Genomic DNA, 17,354 nt, shown 5'->3' with positions numbered 1-17,354 from the left:
CGACGGGGTCGGTCGTGCCGGGGAGGCCGGGGCGCCCGTCGGTGGTACGGGCGCCGCCGGCCCGCAGGGGGTCAACCGTGCTTCTGCTTGTACCGCTCGTAGGCGCCGTTCACCATGTTGACGAAGGAGGTCATGTTGTTGGCCTCGAGTTCCTTGACGTAGGCGCCCCACTCGCCGAAGTCGCGTTTGCCGAGGATGAACTTGAGCGTGTTCTGGGTGACGTGGTCCTTCAGCGGTGTCTGCCACAGCGTCACCTGCTCGCGCTCCTCGTCGGTGAGCGGGTGCGGGGGCGGCACCGGCAGCGGCTTCCTCGAGTTCATCTCCTTCTGGAACGCGATCTCCTCCTCGGAGAAGGTCGACTGGAGAAGCTCGGTGGGCCCGCCGTAGGCGAAGATCCCGTTGGAGAAGCCGAAGTCCTTCTGCAGGTGCTTGGGCGCCTTGGGGTTGAGCCCGACGAAGTCGACGTCGGAGGCGAGCTCGTACTTCCCGGACGCGTCCTTGGTGTGGGTGACCCCCTCGACCCCCCACTTGGCGAACGCCTGGCCCGCGTCGGAGTACCAGAGCCAGTCGACGAGCTGCATCATGGCGACGAAGTTCTTGCTGTCACGGGCCTTCTTGGAGATCATGACGCCGTTCTCCAGGCGGGTGTTGCCCGCGCCGTACTTGATGGGCCCGAGCGGGCCGACGGGCAGCGGGATCTTGACGAGCCTGGCCTCCGGGTTCGCCTTCTCCAGCGGCGGCCGGTACTCGTTGACCAGCGTCTGCGCGTTCGTGCCGATCACGAAGGACTTGCCGGACACCAGCTTCTGGATCGCCAGGTCGTCGGTCTGGGTGAAGCTCTCCGGGTCGAGCAGCTTCTCCTTCACCAGCGTGTGGAGATACTCCAGCATCTGCCGGTAGGACTCCGTGGCGCCGGTGAAGGCGAACTTCTGGATGTTGGGGTCCCACACCACCCCTTCCCCGTAGCCCCAGCCGCCGGGGGCACCGTAGGAGATGCCGACGATGTTCAGCAGGTTGGCGCCGGGTGTGAGGGTTCCCCAGCGGTCGGAGAACGGGTAGGAGTCGGGATACTCCGCCTTCAGCGCCTTCAGCACGGTGCGTAACTCCTCCCAGGTCTCCGGGATCTCGAGCCCGTGCTTCTCCAGGATGTCCGCGCGGACCGCCAGGGAGTAGTCCACCCAGTGGTCCTGGTGGAGGCCGGGCAGGAGGTAGAAGCGGCCGTCCTCCTGCCGGAGCGTGTCCAGGTCGGCCTGGAGGTTCCACTTGGCGACCTTCTCCTTGAAGTTCGGCATCAGGTCCAGGTAGTCGCTGACCGGCAGGATGGCTCCGGAGGCGACGAAGGGGGTCTCCTGGGCGGGATACGTCTTGGGGATGATGAGCGGGGCGTCGCCCGCGCCGATCACCAGGCTGCGCTTGTTCTCGTAGTCGCTGAGCGGCACCACGCTCGGCTGGAGCGTCACGTTGGTCCGCTTGCCGAGCTCCGACCAGAACAGCCAGTCGTTCTTGATCGGGTAGAACGGGTGGTTGTTGTAGAGCATGGTGAACGAGAGCGGCACGGCGGCCTTGAACTGGGTGCCGGCCCCGTATCCGGGCATCGCGCCCTCCCGGTTCGCCGAGAGGTTGTCGGCCTGCTTCTTGGAGTCGTCACTGCCGCAGCCGGCGAGTACGGCGAAGGCACCCATCGCGACCATCGCCTGACGCCGGTTCATCTGGTACATGGGAGTCCCTTTTTCTCGGATTTCTCGGAAACAGGTGGGTGGAGGGCGACCGGGCCGGCGGGACTACCCCTTGACCGCGCCGAGCGTGACCCCGGTGACGAAGTACCGCTGGACGAAGGGGTAGATCCCCAGGATGGGCAGGATGGTGAGCACCATCGTCACCGCCTTGATGTTGGCGGCCACCGTCATGTTCATCGCGTCGGCGCCGACGGACGACGCGCCGGTGGCGCCGGCGATCAGGTTGCGCAGGAAGACGGTCACCGGGAAGAGGTCGGACTGGCTCATGTAGAGGAACGCGGCGAACCACGAGTTCCAGAACGCGACGGCGTAGAAGAGCACCATCGTGGCGATCACCGCCTTCGACAGCGGCAGCACGATCCGGAGCAGGATGCCGTAGGTGTTCATGCCGTCGATCGCGGCGGCCTCCTCCAGCTCGACCGGCAGCCCCTCGAAGAACGCCTTCATGATCAGGAGGTTGAAGACGCTGATGGCGTTCGGCAGGACGATGGCCCAGATGCTGTCCTTCATCCCGAGGCTGGTGATCAGGACGTAGTTGGGGATGATGCCGCCGGAGAAGAACATGGTGAAGACGGCGATCCCGATCAGGAGTCTGCGGCCCTTGAGGTGCCTCTTGGACAGGACGTAGGCGTAGCAGGTGGTCATGAACATCGCGATCGCCGTGGCGACGACCGTGTACACCACGGTGTTGCGGTAGTTCGCCCAGAACGTCGGGTCGGAGATCACGTACTCGTACGTCGTGAGGGTGAACCCGCGGGGGATGAGGTTGACCTGGCCCGAGCGGATGGCGGTCTCGTCGCTCAACGAGCGGGCGACCACGTTGACGAAGGGGTACAGGGTCACGATCACGACGCCGGCGAGAACGACGGCGTTGACCGCCTGGAACACCCGGTAGCCCCGGGTCCTGTCCACGATCACCACAGGCTCGTCCCCACGGTGCGGCGGGAGATCAGGTTCGCCGACAGGACCAGGGTCAGCCCGATCAGGGCCTCGAACAGGCCGATCGCCGTGGCGTAGCTGAAGTTGTTGGAGACCACGCCCATGCGGTACAGGTACGTGGAGATCACGTCCGCGGTCGGGTACGTCAGGGGGTTGTAGAGCAGGAGGACCTTCTCGAACCCGACCGCCATGAACGCCCCGATGTTCAGGATCAGCAGGGTGACCGCGGTCGGCCGGATGCCGGGGAGGGTCACGTGCCAGGTCTGCCGCCACCGGCCCGCGCCGTCGATCCTGGCCGCCTCGTACAGCTGGTCGTCGATGGTGGTGAGCGCGGCGAGATAGAGGATCGTCCCCCACCCGACGGTCTGCCACATCTCCGAGGAGACGTAGATCGTACGGAACCACTCCGGCTGCTGCAGGAACGAGATGGGGTCGTCTCCCGCCACGCGCAGGATCTGGTTCACCGGCCCGTCGACCGACAGCAGTTCTATGACGAGGCCGGCCACGACCACGATCGACAGGAAGTGCGGCAGGTAGGACACCGACTGGACGAACCGCTTGAGGCGCCGGTGCCGGACCTCGTTGATCAGCAGTGCGAGCACGATCGGCATGGGGAAGCAGAACAGCAGGGTCAGCGCGCCGAGGACCAGCGTGTTGGTGAACACCTGCCAGAACGTCGGGTCGTTCAGGAACATCCGCACGTAGCGCAGTCCGACCCACTCCTCGCCCAGCACGCTGCCGCCGGGCTCGAACTTCCGGAAGGCGATCACGTTGCCGATCATCGGCAGGTAGCGGAATATCGCGAAGAACAGCAGCGGGAGAATCGCCAGCGAGTACAGCTGCCAGTCGCGGCGCAGCGCCTGGCGCCAGGTGCGGCCGGGAGGGCGCTTCCCGGGGGCGGGATCGGACTTCGCCTCGTGGACGTCTCGGGTGCCGGGTGACACGTCGGCCGTCCTGGCCGTGCTCATCCCCGCGTCTCCGGCGCCGGCCGGTGGACGCGGGCCGGCGGCCGCGGGCGTCGCCGGTGGACCGCCTGTTCGCTCATGCCATCCCTTCGACCGGCGACGGCGTCACCTGACGCTGCCGGCCGGAAATCAATCGGAGTCGCGAGGCTGAAACTTTCCATGCGGTTTATTAATATTGCGGAAATATAAGCGGCTGATAGAGGTGAGTCAAGAGAGGTGTCAACAGACTTATGGCGGGAAAGGTCTCTCCTTCCCTTATTCGCAGCTCAGCGTCGCACGAACTTGACGCACTTCAGTCATCCGAAATATTTCGGAGCCGATGAGCAACCGGCACCCCGGCATCCGGTGACGAAGGATCCCGGCATCACGGCGCCGGAAGCGTCCCCGCCCGCGCCGGAACGGCGTCCCCCTCCCGCGCCGGGACGGGAGCGCGGCGCTTTTCACGGGGAGCGGCGCTTTTCACGGGGAGCGGTGCTTTTGACGGGGAGCGGCGCTTTTCACGAGGATCGGGCCGGCGGCGAGAACGACGAGAACGAGAGGTCGCGCCACGGGGACCCGTCGACGGAAAGAGTGATCACCATGGGCCCGGCGGCCGTCCCCGTTTTCCCGGGCGGCCGCCGGGGGCGGAGGGGGTTCCACGGGTGAGCGGGCCGCCTTTCGTGAGCGGCCTCCCGGGCGACGCGCGCCGGGGAACACGGGCAGCGGGAGGCCGGGAACGCGGGAGCGGGAAAAGGGGAACCCGGCGCCCGGCGACGGCGGGCGCCGGGCGGCTCGTGGGCGGCTCGCGGTCTCCTCGTGGTCAGCTCTCGTTCACGCCGTGTGATCAGCTCTCGTACATGCCGTCGATGATCTCCGCGTACTTGGCGTGGATGACGCGGCGCTTGAGCTTCAGGCTCGGGGTGAGCTCCGCGCTCTCGGCCGTCCACTCCACCGGCAGCAGCCGCCAGCGCTTGATCTGCTGGACGCGGGCCAGCTTCTCGTTGGCGACGGCGATCGCGCCCTCGACGGTCTTGAGGACGTCGGGGTGCTCGGCGAGGTCGGCCAGGGTGGTGAACGAGACCCCGTTGGCCTGCGCCCAGCCGGGGGCCACCTCGCCGTCGAGGGTGAGGATCGCCACCGGGTACGGCCTGCCGTCGCCGTAGGCGAGGGCCTGGCCGATGAGCGGGTGCTCCTTGAGGTAGTTCTCGATGTTGGCCGGGGAGATGTTCTCGCCCCCGGAGGTGATGATGATCTCCTTCTTGCGGTCGACGATGCTGACGAAGCCGTCCTCGTCGATGGAGCCCACGTCGCCGGTGTGCAGCCAGCCGTCGTCGTCGAGCAGCTCGGCGGTGGCCTCGGGCCTGCCGAGGTAGCCGCGGGTGTTGGCCGGGCTGCGGGTGATGATCTCGCCGTCCTCGGCGATCCTGACCTCGACGCCGGGGCCCGCCTGGCCGACCGTGCCGAGCTTGTAGCGGTCGGGGGCGTTGGCGGTGAACGCGCCGGTCGTCTCGGTCATGCCGTACACGTCGAGGACCCGCAGGCCGAGGCCCGCGAAGAAGCGCTGGACCTCCAGCGGCATCGGCGCGGCGGCGGTGGCGAGCCAGCCCGCGTTGTCGAAGCCGATCATCGACCGGATGATCGACAGCAGGGCGGCGTCGGCCTGCTCGTAGGCGGCCAGGACCTCGGGCGAGGGAGTGCGCCCGTACTGGTTGGCCTCGATGTAGGCGAGCCCGGCGGCCATCGCCTGGCGCACGCCCTCCTGCTGCTCCTCCGGCTGGGTGGCGAGCAGCGCCTGCAGGCGGGCCATCATCTTCTCCCACACGCGCGGCACCCCGAAGAACAGCACCGGTTTGACCTGGCCGAGGGTGGCGCCGAGCTGGGCGAGGTCGGTGCAGAAGTGGGTGTGGGAGAACTTGAAGAGCGGCAGGTAGAGGCTGAGCACCCGCTCGGCGATGTGCGCGTAGGTGAGGTAGGAGATCTGGGTGCCGTTGCTGGGCAGGTCGGCCATCCGGTTGGTGGCCACGACCTCGAAGAACACGTTGGCGTGGGTCAGCGGCACGCCCTTGGGGTTGCCGGTGGTGCCGGAGGTGTACAGGACGGTGAGGACGTCGTCGGCGGTCACCGCCTGCCAGCGGGCGTCGACGGCGGCGGGGTCGGCGGCGAGCCTCTCGCGGCCGAGGGCCAGGAAGTCGTCCCAGGAGACGAACCGGTCGCCGGCCGGGGCGCCCTCCAGCACGATGACCTTGCGCAGCTCGGGAAGGTCGTCCAGGACCGGCTCCCACCTGGCCAGGTCGGCCGGCCCGCCGAGCACCGCGATCCTCGCCGCGACGTCACCGGCCACGAACGCCACCTGCTCGGGGGCGAAGGTCGAGTAGACGGAGCAGGACACGGCGCCGGCGTGCACCGCGCCCAGGTCCGCCAGCACGTGCTCGCTGCGGTTGACCATCATGAGCGCGACCGCCTCGCCGGGCTCCAGCCCGAGGGCGGCGAAACCGGCGGCGATCTCCAGGACCCGCTGCCTGGCCTGGGAGTACGTGAGGGTGGACCAGCCCCCCTCGACCGGGTCGGAGTACGCGGGCGCGTCGGGATTGCTCTCCGCCGCCTCCTTCAGCTGACCGCAGACCGTACGGCCCGCGATCTCCCTCTCGATCGCCGCCCGCTCCTCAAGGACACCGGCCATGACGCGCCTCCAGAAAGTGCTCACTTGCACGAGTGGCATGCATCGCACCACACGCCGTTCCCCTTGGACAAGCCCCTGGAAGGGAGAAGAAACGCCACATCGCGTAACCGGCTTTCCCGTCCCGGCGGGAGGCGTACGTAGAGTTAGCCTCTGATCACGCGATGACGTTCGGGGGGACGCATGCCATCGGGAACACGGGCTCGCGGCAGGACCTTCTTCGGGCACCCGCGCGGCCTCGCCACGCTGTTCGGCACCGAGATGTGGGAGCGCTTCAGCTGGTACGGCCTGCGGGCCATCCTCGCCACCTTCATGGCCGCCTCCCCCGCCACGGGCGGCCTCGGGCTGACCGAGCAGACCGCCCAGGCGATCATCGGCATCTACGGCGCCCTCATCTATCTCGTCGCCCTGCCCGGCGGCTGGATCGCCGACCGGATACTCGGCGCCCGCAGGGCGGTGCTGTACGGCGGCTTCGTCATCATGTGCGGCCACATCAGCATGGCCGTCCCCGTCGAGACCGGCGCCTTCGTCGCGCTCGGCCTGTTCCTCATCATCGTCGGGACCGGGCTGCTGAAGCCCAACATCTCCACGATGGTCGGCAAGCTCTACCCCCGGGACGACGACGCGCGCAGGGACGCGGGCTTCTCGATCTTCTACCTGGGCATCAACATCGGCGCCTTCATCGCCCCCATCGTGGTCGGCCGGCTCGCCGAGGGCGACCGCTGGCACCTGGGCTTCGGCGCGGCGGCGGTCGGCATGGCCCTGGGCCTGGTCCAGTACGTGCTGGGCAGGCGCCACCTCATGGGCGTGGGCGAGCGGCCGGGCCACCGGATGACCCCGCGCGAGCGCCGGCACTTCACCCTCGCCCTCGTCGCGGCCGTCGTCGCGGCGGGCGGCGCGCTGGCCGTGTGGGGGGCCTCGGGCACCTTCAGCCTCGACACGTTCGCCCTGGTGATGACGCTGCTCATCGTGGCGGTGCCGGTGCTCTACTTCGGCTACATCCTGCTGGGCAGCCACAACCTGACCGACGACGAGCGCTCCCGGATGAAGGCCTACGTCTGGTTGTTCATAGCGGCCGCCATCTTCTGGATGGTCTACGATCTGGCGCCGACCGTGCTGCTCTTCTTCGCCCAGAACAACACGGACCTGTCGCTGTTCGGCCTGCGGATCACCCCGGCGACCACGCAGGCGTTCAACCCGCTGTTCATCATGATCTTCGTGCCGGTCTTCGCGGCGCTGTGGATCCGGCTGGGCAACCGGGTGACCGCTCCCCACAAGTTCTCCGTGGGACTGTTCGTCAACGGCCTGAGCTTCATGATCATGGCGCTCGCCGCCCTGCTGGCCCAGACCGGGAAGATCTCGGTGTGGTGGCTGGTGCTGGTGTACCTCGTCCAGGTCTTCGGGGAGCTGGCGCTGAGCCCGGTCGGGCTCTCGGTCACCACCAAGCTCGCCCCCGAGGCGTTCAAGAGCCAGATGCTCGGATTGTGGTTCCTGTCCTTCTCGGTGGGCGACGCGGTGGGCGGGCAGACGGGGCGGTTGAAGAACTACATGTCGGAGCCCGCGTACTTCCTCACCCTCGCCGCGATCTCCATCGTGGCGTCGCTGGTGCTGCTCGCCTTCGCCGGCAGGCTGCATACGATGATGCGCGAGCACCGGGCGCCGGACACGGCCCCGTCGGCCTGACCGTCCACCGGCATGATGGCAAGCGTATATGTCCGGTCATGGGATGATTTATTCGTGAATCATGTGCTCGATCTCGTCGGGATCTTCGTCTTCGCCCTCTCCGGTGCCCTCGTCGGCGTGCGCAGGCGGCTCGACGTGGTGGGCATGACCGTGCTGGCCGAGATGACCGCGCTGGGCGGCGGGATCGCGCGCGACCTGATCCTGAACGTACGGCCCGCGGCCTTCTTCAGCGTCGGCTACGTGGTCGTGCCGGTGCTGGCCACGGTGATCGTGTTCTTCTGGCATCCGCAGGTCGAGCGGGTGATGCCCGCGGTGAACGTGTTCGACGCCGCGGGACTCGGCCTGTTCTGCGCGGTCGGCACCGAGAAGGCGATGTACTTCGGCCTCTCCCCGCTGCACGCGACCCTGCTCGGGGTCACCACCGCGGTCGGCGGCGGCATCCTGCGCGACGTCCTCGCCGGGCAGATCCCCACCCTGCTGTACGACCGCCAGCTGTACGCGGTGCCCGCCATGCTCGGCTCGGCGCTGATGGCGCTGCTCTACACCCTCGACCTGCACGGCTGGCCTGCCACGCTGGCCGCCGCGCTCCTTGCCTTCGGGCTGCGGATCGCGGCCATGCGGCTGAAGCTGCGGGCCCCGCTGGCCAGGGGCGTCGCCTCCGACTGAACCATGCCCCGCCGTCCACCCGGCCGGTCCACCGGGCCGGCTCACAGTGCCCGTTCACAGGACCGATCACCCGGCCGGTTCACAGTGCCCGTTCGCAGGGCCGGTTCGCAGGGCCGGTTCGCAGGGCCGGTTCACAGCGCCGGCTCACAGGGCCCGTTCACAGGGCCGGGGTGAGGGGGGCGGCGGGGCGGGTGCCGTACGCGCCCCTCAGCCTGGCCTCGGCGATGCGCCGCACCGCCTCGGCGAGGACCTGGGGCGGCTGGGTGAAGGGGAGGCGGAGCCGCCCCTCCAGGGTGCCGTCCATCCCGAACCACTGCCCCGGGGCCAGGCGGACCCCCTGACAGGCCGCCGCGTCGGCGAGCGCGACGGACGAGGGGCCGGGCAGCCGAATCCACAGCGAACCGCCGCCCCGGGGCGTCAGGAAGCTCCAGTCGGGCATGCGCGCCGCCAGCTCGGCCGCCAGGACGGCCCTGGAGGCGCCGAGGAGGCGGGCCCGCTCGGTCCTGGCCCCCTCGATGTCCTCGAACAGCTCGGCCACCACCAGCTGCTCGAAGAGCGGGCTGGCGACGTCCACCGAGGCGCGGAGCACGGCCAGGCGGCGGACCGTGGCGGCGGTGGTGCGGATCCAGCCGATGCGCAGCCCGCCCCACCACAGCTTGGACGCCGAGCCGATGGTGATCACCCTGCCGTCGGTGTCGAACGCGGCCAGCGGCGTGGCCGCGGCGCCCTCGTCGATCGCCAGCTCGCACCAGCTCTCGTCGACCACCAGCGTGGTGCCGTACCGTCTCGCCGTGGCGGCGAGGGCCGCCCGCGCCGCGTCGTCCATCAGGTGCCCGGTCGGGTTCTGGAAATCGGGGATGACGTACGCGAGACGGGCGGCCGACTGGCGTATCGCACTGGTCAGCAGGTCCAGCTCACCCCAGCCCTCGTCGGGGACGCCGACCGGGACGATCCTGGCGCCGCGCATCCTGGCCAGGTCGAGGGCGTGCGGGTAGGTCGGCGACTCCACCAGCATCGGGTCGCCCCGGGAGAGCAGCATCATGGCCACCAGGTGGATCGCCTGCTGGGCGCCGGTGGTGACGAGGATCTGCTCGGGGCGGGTGGCCACCCCGCGCGCGGTGTAGCGGGCCGCGATCGCCTGGCGCAGCGGGGCGATCCCGACCGGGTCGTAGCCCATGCCGAGCGTGTAGCGGGGATAGCGGCCGGTGGCGGCGGAGATCGCCCCGGGCAGCGTGGAGATCGCGCTCGGCGCCGCGGCGTGCATCGGCAGCAGCCCGTCGTCCCCGGCGGCGAGCCACGGGTTGTCGGTGCCCAGCGAGCCCGCGTCGGGCAGCGCGGTCCAGCTTCCCGCGCCCTGCCTGCTCTCCAGGTACCCCTGCTCGCGGAGCAGGTCGTAGGCCGAGGTCACGGTGGTGCGGCTCACCCCCAGGGCCTCGGCGAGGTTCCGCTCGGCGGGCACCCGCACCCGCACGGGCAGCCGCCCGTCGAGGACCAGCGACCGCACGGTCCTGGCCAGGACCCGGTAGTACGGCCTGGCGGCGGGGTCGATCGACAGGAGGCGGGCGAGCTGGGGGCCGCTCATATACCGGTCCATGCGGGCCATCGTAAGGCCACTTGTAGCGATTGGCCCTTTTGGTCCGGCAGGATGGCCTGGACGATTAACGCCATTATGAGCGAACTCTCCCTGCCCGCCCTCGTCCCCCTCCCCAACCGGCTCACCCGCCTGTACGCGGGCCTGGCCCTCTACGGCGTCGGCGTGGGCCTGCAGATCGAGTCCCGGCTGGGCGGCAGCCCCTGGGACGTGTTCCACCAGGGGCTCTCCATCCACCTGGGCCTGTCGATCGGCACCTGGATCATCATCGTGGGCGCCCTGGTCATGCTGCTGTGGATCCCGCTGCGGCAGAGGCCGGGGGTGGGCACCCTCAGCAACGTCGTCTTCCTCGGACTGTTCGCCGACGCGGCCATGTGGCTGCTCCCGACCCCGGACGCGCTCGCCGCGCGCTGGGCGTACCTGCTGCTCGGCGTCGTGGTCACCGGGGCGGCGACCGGCCTGTACATCGGCGCGGGGCTCGGTCCCGGGCCGCGCGACGGCCTGATGACCGGCCTGAACCGTCTCGGCCTGTCCATCCGCGCGGCGCGCACCGTCATCGAGGTCACCGTGCTGGCCGCGGGCTGGCTGCTGGGCGGGACGGTGGGGGTGGGAACGCTGGTGTTCGCCCTCGCCATCGGGCCGCTGAGCCAGTTCTTCATGCCCAGGACGCAGCCGGGCGCCCAGTTCCTCCCAAGGCCACCGTGGACCGCGCGGAGGCGTTAGCTTCGAGTCATGTGGATCGAGGACTACGCTCTCATCGGCGACATGCAGTCGGCGGCCCTGGTCGGCCGTAACGGCTCCATCGACTGGCTCTGCCTGCCGCGCTTCGACTCGCCCTCCTGCTTCGGGGCGCTGCTCGGCGACAAGAAGAACGGCCAGTGGTGGATCGGCCCCGCGCACGCCGAGCGGCCGCGCGCCACCCGGCGCCGCTACCGGGGCGAGACCCTCATCCTGGAGAGCGAGTGGGACACCCCGACCGGCACGGTCAGGGTGACCGACTTCATGCCCACCCGGCACACCAACCCCGACCTGGTGAGGATCGTGGAGGGCGTGTCCGGCACGGTGGAGATGGCCACCGAGATCCGCATCCGCTTCGACTACGGCCGCATCGTGCCCTGGGTGCGCCGCAGCGACGGCCTCCTGCAGGCCGTCGGCGGTCCCGACTCCGTGTGGCTGCACTCCCCCGTCGCGCTGGAGGGCAGCGACTACGCCCACCGGGCGAGGTTCGAGGTGTCCGAGGGCGACAGCATGGCGTTCGTCTTCACCTGGCACCCCTCGCACGAGCCGAGGCCCGTCGAGATCGACCCGTACGAGCAGCTGGCCGAGACCGAGTCGCTGTGGGCCGAATGGGTCCAGCAGTGCACCTACCAGGGTCCGTGGCGCGACGCCGTGGTCCGCTCGCTCATCACGCTCAAGGCCCTCACCTACGCCCCCACCGGCGGCATCGTCGCCGCCCCGACCACCTCGCTGCCCGAGGACCTCGGCGGCGTCCGCAACTGGGACTACCGCTACTGCTGGCTGCGCGACGCCACCATGACCCTGGACGCCCTGATCGGCGCCGGATACCTGGAGGAGGCGGGCGCGTGGCGCTCCTGGCTGCTGCGGGCCATCGCGGGCCGCGCCCAGGACCTGCAGATCATGTACGGCGTCGCCGGGGAGCGCAGGCTGACGGAGCTGGAGCTCGACTGGCTGCCCGGCTACGAGAACTCCCGGCCGGTCAGGATCGGCAACGGCGCGGTCGACCAGCTCCAGCTGGACGTCTACGGCGAGGTCATGAACTCCCTGCACCTGTCCCGCGTCTCGGGCCTCGAGGCGGACCACCGGGCGTGGACCCTGCAGTTCGAGCTGATCTCCTACGTCGAGGAGCACTGGGGCGACCCGGACGAGGGCCTGTGGGAGGTCCGCGGCCCGCGCCGGCACTTCGTCCACTCCAAGGTGATGTGCTGGGTCGCCGTCGACAGGGCCGTGAAGCAGGTGGAGGCCTTCGGCAAGCCCGCCCCGCTGACGCGCTGGAAGGACCTGCGCGACCGCATCCACGCCGAGATCTGCGACAAGGGCTTCGACCCGGTGCGCGGCACCTTCACCCAGTCGTACGGCTCGCAGGAGCTGGACGCGGCCCTGCTGCTGATCCCGATCGTCGGCTTCCTGCCGCCGGAGGACCCCCGCGTGGTCGGGACGGTGGAGGCGATCCAGCGCGAGCTGATGGTCGACGGCTTCGTGCTGCGCTACCCGGTCTCCCCCGCCAACGACGTGGACGGCCTGCCCGGCGGCGAGGGCGCGTTCCTGGCGTGCAGCTTCTGGCTGGCCGAGGCGCTGGCGATGATCGGCCGCAAGGACGAGGCCGTCGAGCTGTTCGAGCGCCTGCTGTCGCTCCGCAACGACGTCGGCCTGCTCGCCGAGGAGTACGACCCCCGCTACGGCCGGATGGTCGGCAACTTCCCGCAGGCGTTCAGCCACGTTCCGCTGATCCACACCGCCCGCGCGCTCAGCTGAGCCGGCGACATCCGAGCACTTCCAGCCTTATTTATCCCTTTTAGTCCGGATAAGTCATGAGTGCTGGGTGGCTTTTCGGAAATCCGCTAAGAAATCTGGGATTGGGCTGCAACAATCCGGTGCGATCGTGACTCTCATCCGATGTAACACCACCGGAAAGGATCGGACCAATGAGCGATTTCGATGTGAGCAGCACTGACCTGGTCGACTACGACGGCGACGGAGGCACCGACGCCCAGCTGATCGACATCGACGGCGACGGTCTCGCCGACGAGGAGCGCTACGACACCGACGGCGACGGCGTCACCGACGTCGTCTACCTCGACCACGACGGCGACGGCTACATCGACGAGACGCGGGTCGACCTGAACGGTGACGGGGTCGCCGACTACACCGAGACCGCGGGCCCCTTCCCGACCGTCTGAACCGTCTGATCGAAGAGACCGGCACGAGCCCGGGTGATCTCACCGGGGGGCCCGGATCCGGGTCACACGGGCGGCCGACGAGGAAGGCCTGCGATGAGGGACCGACGCGCGTTCCCCTCCCTGCTCCCGGCCCGGCCGGCGCCGACCGGCCGCGGCGCGGTGGCAGGGCTCGGAGGGGAGGCGGCCGGCACGCCGCCGGCACCGTCGCGCGACGGCGGCGTGCGCTCCCCGCGTCCCGGGTCGGCGGGGTCCGGCACGGTGGGAACACCGGCCGGCCGGGCCCGCGTGCCCGCCCGCGGGAGGACCTCGGGCGGCCGGGACGGTGACGCGTGACCGCCGGGCCCGCGGACCTGCTGCGCCGCCTGTGCGACACCACCGCGGCCAGGCTCTCCGGCGCGGAGCTGCGCGAGCGGGTGAGGCAGGTGCGCGCCGGCCTCGACGCGCCGCTGCGGGTCGCGGTGGCGGGCGCGGTGAGCAGCGGCAAGTCGACGCTGGTGAACGCGCTGCTCGGGCTGCCCGTCGCCCCGGTGGACGCGGGCGAGTGCACCTTCGTGGTCACCCAGTACGAGTACGGCGAGGACGACGGCCACATCACGGTCGAGCTCGCCGACGGCGGGGTGGCCCACTCCCGGCTGCTGCCGGGGCACCGGCTCCCCGCCGGGTTCGGCGTCGACGTGGCCGGGATCCGGCGCCTGCGGGTCACGCTGAACCTGCCGTCGCTGCGCACGATCACCATCGTCGACACCCCCGGCATGAACACGGTGACGGCCGCCAACGAGCGGGCGGCCAGGGGCATGCTGTTCGGCTCGGGCGACGAGGACGACCGCGCGCAGGCGATGATCTACGTGCTGCGCTACGTCCAGAAGTTCGACGACACCACCCTCGCCGAGTTCCGCGGGCTCACCGACGCCTGCGGCATGAGCTGCGTCAACACCCTCGCCGTGCTCGGCCAGGTCGACCGGCGCGGCGACGAGGGCGACCCGTGGCCGACCGCGAGGCGGCTCGCCGCCAAGGGCTACGCGGACCTGCGCACCTCCGTCTTCGACGTGGTCCCGGTGATCGGCCTGCTGGCCGAGACCGCGCGGGCCCGCCCGCTGGGCACCGAGGAGGCGGCGGCCCTGGCGGCGCTGGCCGGGCTCGACGAGGACGACCTGGAGGACTACCTCCTGGACCTGGACGACTTCCGCTCGGCGCCCGAGCTGCCCGTGGCGGCCGAGGTGCGGCACCGGCTGGTGGAGCGGCTGCACCGCTACGGCATCACCAGCGCGGTGGACGCGGTGCGCGCGGCGGGGACCGCCGACCCCGAGGCGCTCGCCGCCCACCTGCTGGAGCGTTCCGGCTACGCCTCGGCGGGCCGGGCCTCGACCGGCTCGGTGGCCGCGGGCATCGCCCACTTCGCCCGCCGCGCCGACCAGCTGAAGGCGCTCGACGCGCTGACCAGGCTGCGCGCGATCGCCCGCACGCCCGCGCTGGGTGCCGACCGCGCCACCCTGGACGCGCTGGCGGCCCAGCTCGACGAGAACCGGCCGATCGCGACCTCCCTGGGCGGCCTGCGGATCTTCACCGCCGCCGAGGCCCTCGGCCGCGGCACGCTCGTGCTGAACGAGGAGATGACCGCCGAGCTGCTGCGCCTGGCCCGCCACGACGAGCCCGCCGAGCAGCTCGGCCTGCCCCCGGGGGCCTCGCCCGCCGAGATCGCCGCCGCGGCCACGGCGGCGTCGATGCGCTGGCGCACCCTCGCCATGATGAGCGAGGGCAGGACCGGCGGGCAGCGGGCCAGGGACGTGCTGACCGTCCTGGAGGACCTCGTCTCGGCGGCGCTGGACGAGGTGGCCCCGCGGGAGGCGGCGCCGGGCGGGGCCGTACGGACCGGGAGAGCGTCCTCCGCCGGTGGCGGGGGCGGCGAACCGCTCCCCCCGGTCCGGATCGACCCCGCCGCGGTCGAGGCGCTGCGGGCCTCTCCCATGGTCCCCGCCGACGACCGGCGGGCGCTGGAGCTCCTGCTCGCCGGGTCCGAGCTGGCCACCCAGCTCGGGGCACCGCCCGGGGCGCCGCGCGCCGAGGTCGCGGGCTACGCCGCCGCCCTGAGCGCCCGGTTCCGCACCCTCACCCACCGGCCGCTCTCCCTGCGGCAGCGGCGGGCCGCCGAGACGCTGTGCGAGGCGTACGAGACCATCTGGGCGCACTACGGCGACGGTTCCTGAGACGGCACCCCCGCGGCACCCGACCATCCCCGACAGGAGAAAAGGCTCATGACGACCCCCGACCCGACCGGCCCCGTGGCCAGGCTGCTGCGCTACGCCAACGAGGTCCACGCGCTGGCCGGGCAGTGCGGCAGGAAGGACCTCGCGGAGGTGCTGGCCGCGTGCGCGGGCCGCTGGAAGGACGAGTGCACCGACATCGTGGTCGCCGGGGCGCAGAAGCGCGGCAAGAGCCGGTTGCTCAACACGCTGGTGGCCCACCCCGACCTGCTCCCCGTCGACGCCGACGTCGCCACCGACTGCTTCCTGTCGCTGCGGCGCGGCCCCCGGCTCGCCGCCGTCGTGCACCGAAGCACCGACGCGGGGCCGGTCCAGACGCCGATCACCGTCGAGTCGATCCCCGACTACGCCTCGATGCGCGGCGACGCGGGCAAGCGCCGCGACGTCGTCAGCGTGGACATCACCCTCGACAACCCGCTGCTCGACGGCCTGCGGCTGCTCGACACCCCCGGCGTGGACAGCCTGACGGTGGGCCACCGGCAGGTGACGGTGGCCATGCTGCAGCGGGCCGACGCGCTGCTGTTCACGCTCAGCGCGCAGGACCAGCCGGTGCTCAGGCACGAGCTGGAGTTCCTCGCCGAGGCCGCCGAACGGGTCCAGGCGATCGCGTTCGTCCTGACGAAGGTGGAGGACTCGGCCAACTGGCGCGCCCTGCTGGAGGAGAACAAGGCCCGGCTGAGGACCTTCGTCACCGAGGCGATCGCGGCGAGTCCCGGCAGGGCGGCGACGCTGGCCCCGCTCCTGGAGGCGCCGTGGATCCCGGTGAGCGCCAAGCTCGCCGAGGCCGCCGAGATCAAGCGGCGCGAGGGACGTACCGAACGCGCCGACACCCTGCGGGCGCGCAGCGGCATGGACGTGCTGGAACGGCACCTGCGCGGCTTCGCCGAGGGCAGGGACTCCGCGCGGGGCGCCACGGTGGTCGCCGCCGCGCTGTCGGTGCTGGGCTCGCTGGCGACCGGCGCGAAGGACGACGTCGCCGTGGGCTCCGGCGACGAGGGCGACGTCACCGCCCGGCTCGCCGAGGTGGACGCCGGCCTGGCGGAGCTCACCGAGCTGGCGGGACGCCGCAGGGCGGGCGCGGTGGCCAACACCTTCCTCGGGCGCGAGGTGGCGGGCATCGTCGCGGCGCGGGTGTCGGAGATCCGCCAGCCGTACGAGAACACGATCGCCACGCTGAAGAAGCAGGACCAGATCGACCGGTACATGGCGGAGCTGCCGGAGAGCGTGCAGCGCTCCCTGGAGGCGGCGTGGTCGCAGATCGTCTACGACGTGGAGAAACTCGCCAGGACCACGCTGGACGCCTTCGCCCGCGACCTCGGCCTCGACCCGGTCGACCTCGCCACCGGCGGCCGCACGATGCCCAACCTGACGCAGGTCCAGGTCAGGGGCGACATGGCCGCGGACGACCCGGGCGATGTGGACCTGATCCGGGACGTGCTGCCCTCGGCCTCGATCGGGCTGTCCCTGGGCGGCTTCGCCACGGCCCTGCTCGGCCCGGTGGGCTTCATCCTGGTCGCCCCGGCCATCGGGGCGGCCATCTTCATGGGGCGCCGCTCGATGGAGAAGGCGCAGCGCAGCCAGGCGGCGATCAGGGGGGCGCTGCGCGACCAGTTCTCGGTGATCGCCAGGGAGATGACGCTCGACCTGGAGCGGATGGTGGCGACCTGGCGGGTGGGCGTCGAGCAGACCGCGGACGAGAGCCTGGCACGACGCCGGAAGGAACTGGAGACCCGGCGGGCCGAGCTGAGGTCCGCCTCCGCCCGCTCGGCCGCCGACCGTCTCAAGGCTCGCAAGTCGGGCGAGGACCGCATCGCCGCGATCGGCACCCTCACCACTCGCGGCCAGGAACTCCGCGGGGAACTCGCCGCCGCGGTGGCCGCCCTGGGCGCGGAACGGCCGGCGCCCGCCGTGACGACCTGACCGGACGTCTCCCGGCGGG

At 70.9% G+C, this 17,354-nt stretch carries 12 protein-coding genes; 7 read left to right on the top strand and 5 right to left on the bottom strand.

Features of this window, described 5'->3' with window-relative positions; genetic code table 11:
• Positions 1-71: 71 nt before the first annotated feature.
• From AB0F88_RS20435 to AB0F88_RS20420, 4 genes are all read right to left on the bottom strand, one after another.
• Entirely contained in the window at positions 72-1,709 is a 1,638-nt protein-coding gene (locus AB0F88_RS20435; RefSeq protein ID WP_362685923.1) for an extracellular solute-binding protein, read from the bottom strand.
• 72 nt (positions 1,710-1,781) lie between these two features.
• On the bottom strand, positions 1,782-2,654 hold the full coding sequence (locus AB0F88_RS20430) for a carbohydrate ABC transporter permease (RefSeq protein WP_362685920.1): 873 nt from the start codon (positions 2,652-2,654) through the stop codon (positions 1,782-1,784).
• Positions 2,651-3,643, bottom strand: coding sequence for an ABC transporter permease subunit (locus AB0F88_RS20425; RefSeq protein ID WP_362685917.1), 993 nt, complete (start codon positions 3,641-3,643; stop codon positions 2,651-2,653). The genes AB0F88_RS20430 and AB0F88_RS20425 overlap by 4 nt, the downstream gene beginning before the upstream one ends.
• A gap of 820 nt (positions 3,644-4,463) precedes the next feature.
• On the bottom strand, positions 4,464-6,299 hold the full coding sequence (locus AB0F88_RS20420; RefSeq protein ID WP_362685914.1) for an AMP-dependent synthetase/ligase: 1,836 nt from the start codon (positions 6,297-6,299) through the stop codon (positions 4,464-4,466).
• 180 nt (positions 6,300-6,479) lie between these two features.
• Between AB0F88_RS20420 and AB0F88_RS20415 the strand changes: the two genes are divergently transcribed.
• Positions 6,480-7,979, top strand: coding sequence for a peptide MFS transporter (locus tag AB0F88_RS20415; protein WP_362685911.1), 1,500 nt, complete (start codon positions 6,480-6,482; stop codon positions 7,977-7,979).
• A 54-nt stretch (positions 7,980-8,033) separates the two neighbouring features.
• Entirely contained in the window at positions 8,034-8,645 is a 612-nt protein-coding gene (locus AB0F88_RS20410) for a trimeric intracellular cation channel family protein (protein WP_362685908.1), read from the top strand.
• 157 nt (positions 8,646-8,802) lie between these two features.
• Here the strand turns inward: AB0F88_RS20410 and AB0F88_RS20405 are convergent, their stop codons facing one another.
• Positions 8,803-10,239, bottom strand: coding sequence for a PLP-dependent aminotransferase family protein (locus tag AB0F88_RS20405; RefSeq protein ID WP_362685905.1), 1,437 nt, complete (start codon positions 10,237-10,239; stop codon positions 8,803-8,805).
• Between the two features lie 75 nt (positions 10,240-10,314).
• Here AB0F88_RS20405 and AB0F88_RS20400 point away from each other — a divergent pair, with 75 nt between their 5' ends.
• From AB0F88_RS20400 to AB0F88_RS20380, 5 genes are all read left to right on the top strand, one after another.
• Positions 10,315-10,959: a hypothetical protein gene (locus AB0F88_RS20400; RefSeq protein WP_362685902.1), complete on the top strand. Its 645-nt coding sequence runs from the start codon at positions 10,315-10,317 to the stop codon at positions 10,957-10,959.
• Between the two features lie 9 nt (positions 10,960-10,968).
• Complete coding sequence (locus AB0F88_RS20395; protein ID WP_362685899.1) at positions 10,969-12,729, top strand: glycoside hydrolase family 15 protein; 1,761 nt, start codon at positions 10,969-10,971, stop codon at positions 12,727-12,729.
• A gap of 170 nt (positions 12,730-12,899) precedes the next feature.
• The gene (locus AB0F88_RS20390) at positions 12,900-13,154 is read left to right on the top strand and encodes a hypothetical protein (protein WP_362685896.1); all 255 of its coding nucleotides are present in this window, start codon (positions 12,900-12,902) and stop codon (positions 13,152-13,154) included.
• A gap of 329 nt (positions 13,155-13,483) precedes the next feature.
• On the top strand, positions 13,484-15,358 hold the full coding sequence (locus AB0F88_RS20385) for a dynamin family protein (protein WP_362685893.1): 1,875 nt from the start codon (positions 13,484-13,486) through the stop codon (positions 15,356-15,358).
• A 48-nt stretch (positions 15,359-15,406) separates the two neighbouring features.
• Entirely contained in the window at positions 15,407-17,335 is a 1,929-nt protein-coding gene (locus AB0F88_RS20380) for a dynamin family protein (RefSeq protein WP_362685890.1), read from the top strand.
• Positions 17,336-17,354 lie beyond the last annotated feature (19 nt).

This window comes from Streptosporangium sp. NPDC023963 (genome assembly GCF_040639135.1).
In the GTDB taxonomy this organism is placed as follows: domain Bacteria; phylum Actinomycetota; class Actinomycetes; order Streptosporangiales; family Streptosporangiaceae; genus Streptosporangium.
Note: the sequence above shows the minus strand (reverse complement) of the source record. Positions and strands in the feature narration are given on the sequence as shown.

Excerpts from the sequence above, each read along its gene's own strand:
- AB0F88_RS20435 (WP_362685923.1), bottom strand. The coding sequence starts at position 1,709 with ATGAACCGGCGTCAGGCGATGGTCGCGATGGGTGCCTTCGCCGTACTC.
- AB0F88_RS20425 (WP_362685917.1), bottom strand. The coding sequence starts at position 3,643 with ATGAGCACGGCCAGGACGGCCGACGTGTCACCCGGCACCCGAGACGTC.
- AB0F88_RS20420 (WP_362685914.1), bottom strand. The coding sequence starts at position 6,299 with ATGGCCGGTGTCCTTGAGGAGCGGGCGGCGATCGAGAGGGAGATCGCG.
- AB0F88_RS20415 (WP_362685911.1), top strand. The coding sequence starts at position 6,480 with ATGCCATCGGGAACACGGGCTCGCGGCAGGACCTTCTTCGGGCACCCG.
- AB0F88_RS20405 (WP_362685905.1), bottom strand. The coding sequence starts at position 10,239 with ATGGACCGGTATATGAGCGGCCCCCAGCTCGCCCGCCTCCTGTCGATC.
- AB0F88_RS20400 (WP_362685902.1), top strand. The coding sequence starts at position 10,315 with ATGAGCGAACTCTCCCTGCCCGCCCTCGTCCCCCTCCCCAACCGGCTC.
- AB0F88_RS20395 (WP_362685899.1), top strand. The coding sequence starts at position 10,969 with ATGTGGATCGAGGACTACGCTCTCATCGGCGACATGCAGTCGGCGGCC.
- AB0F88_RS20390 (WP_362685896.1), top strand. The coding sequence starts at position 12,900 with ATGAGCGATTTCGATGTGAGCAGCACTGACCTGGTCGACTACGACGGC.
- AB0F88_RS20380 (WP_362685890.1), top strand. The coding sequence starts at position 15,407 with ATGACGACCCCCGACCCGACCGGCCCCGTGGCCAGGCTGCTGCGCTAC.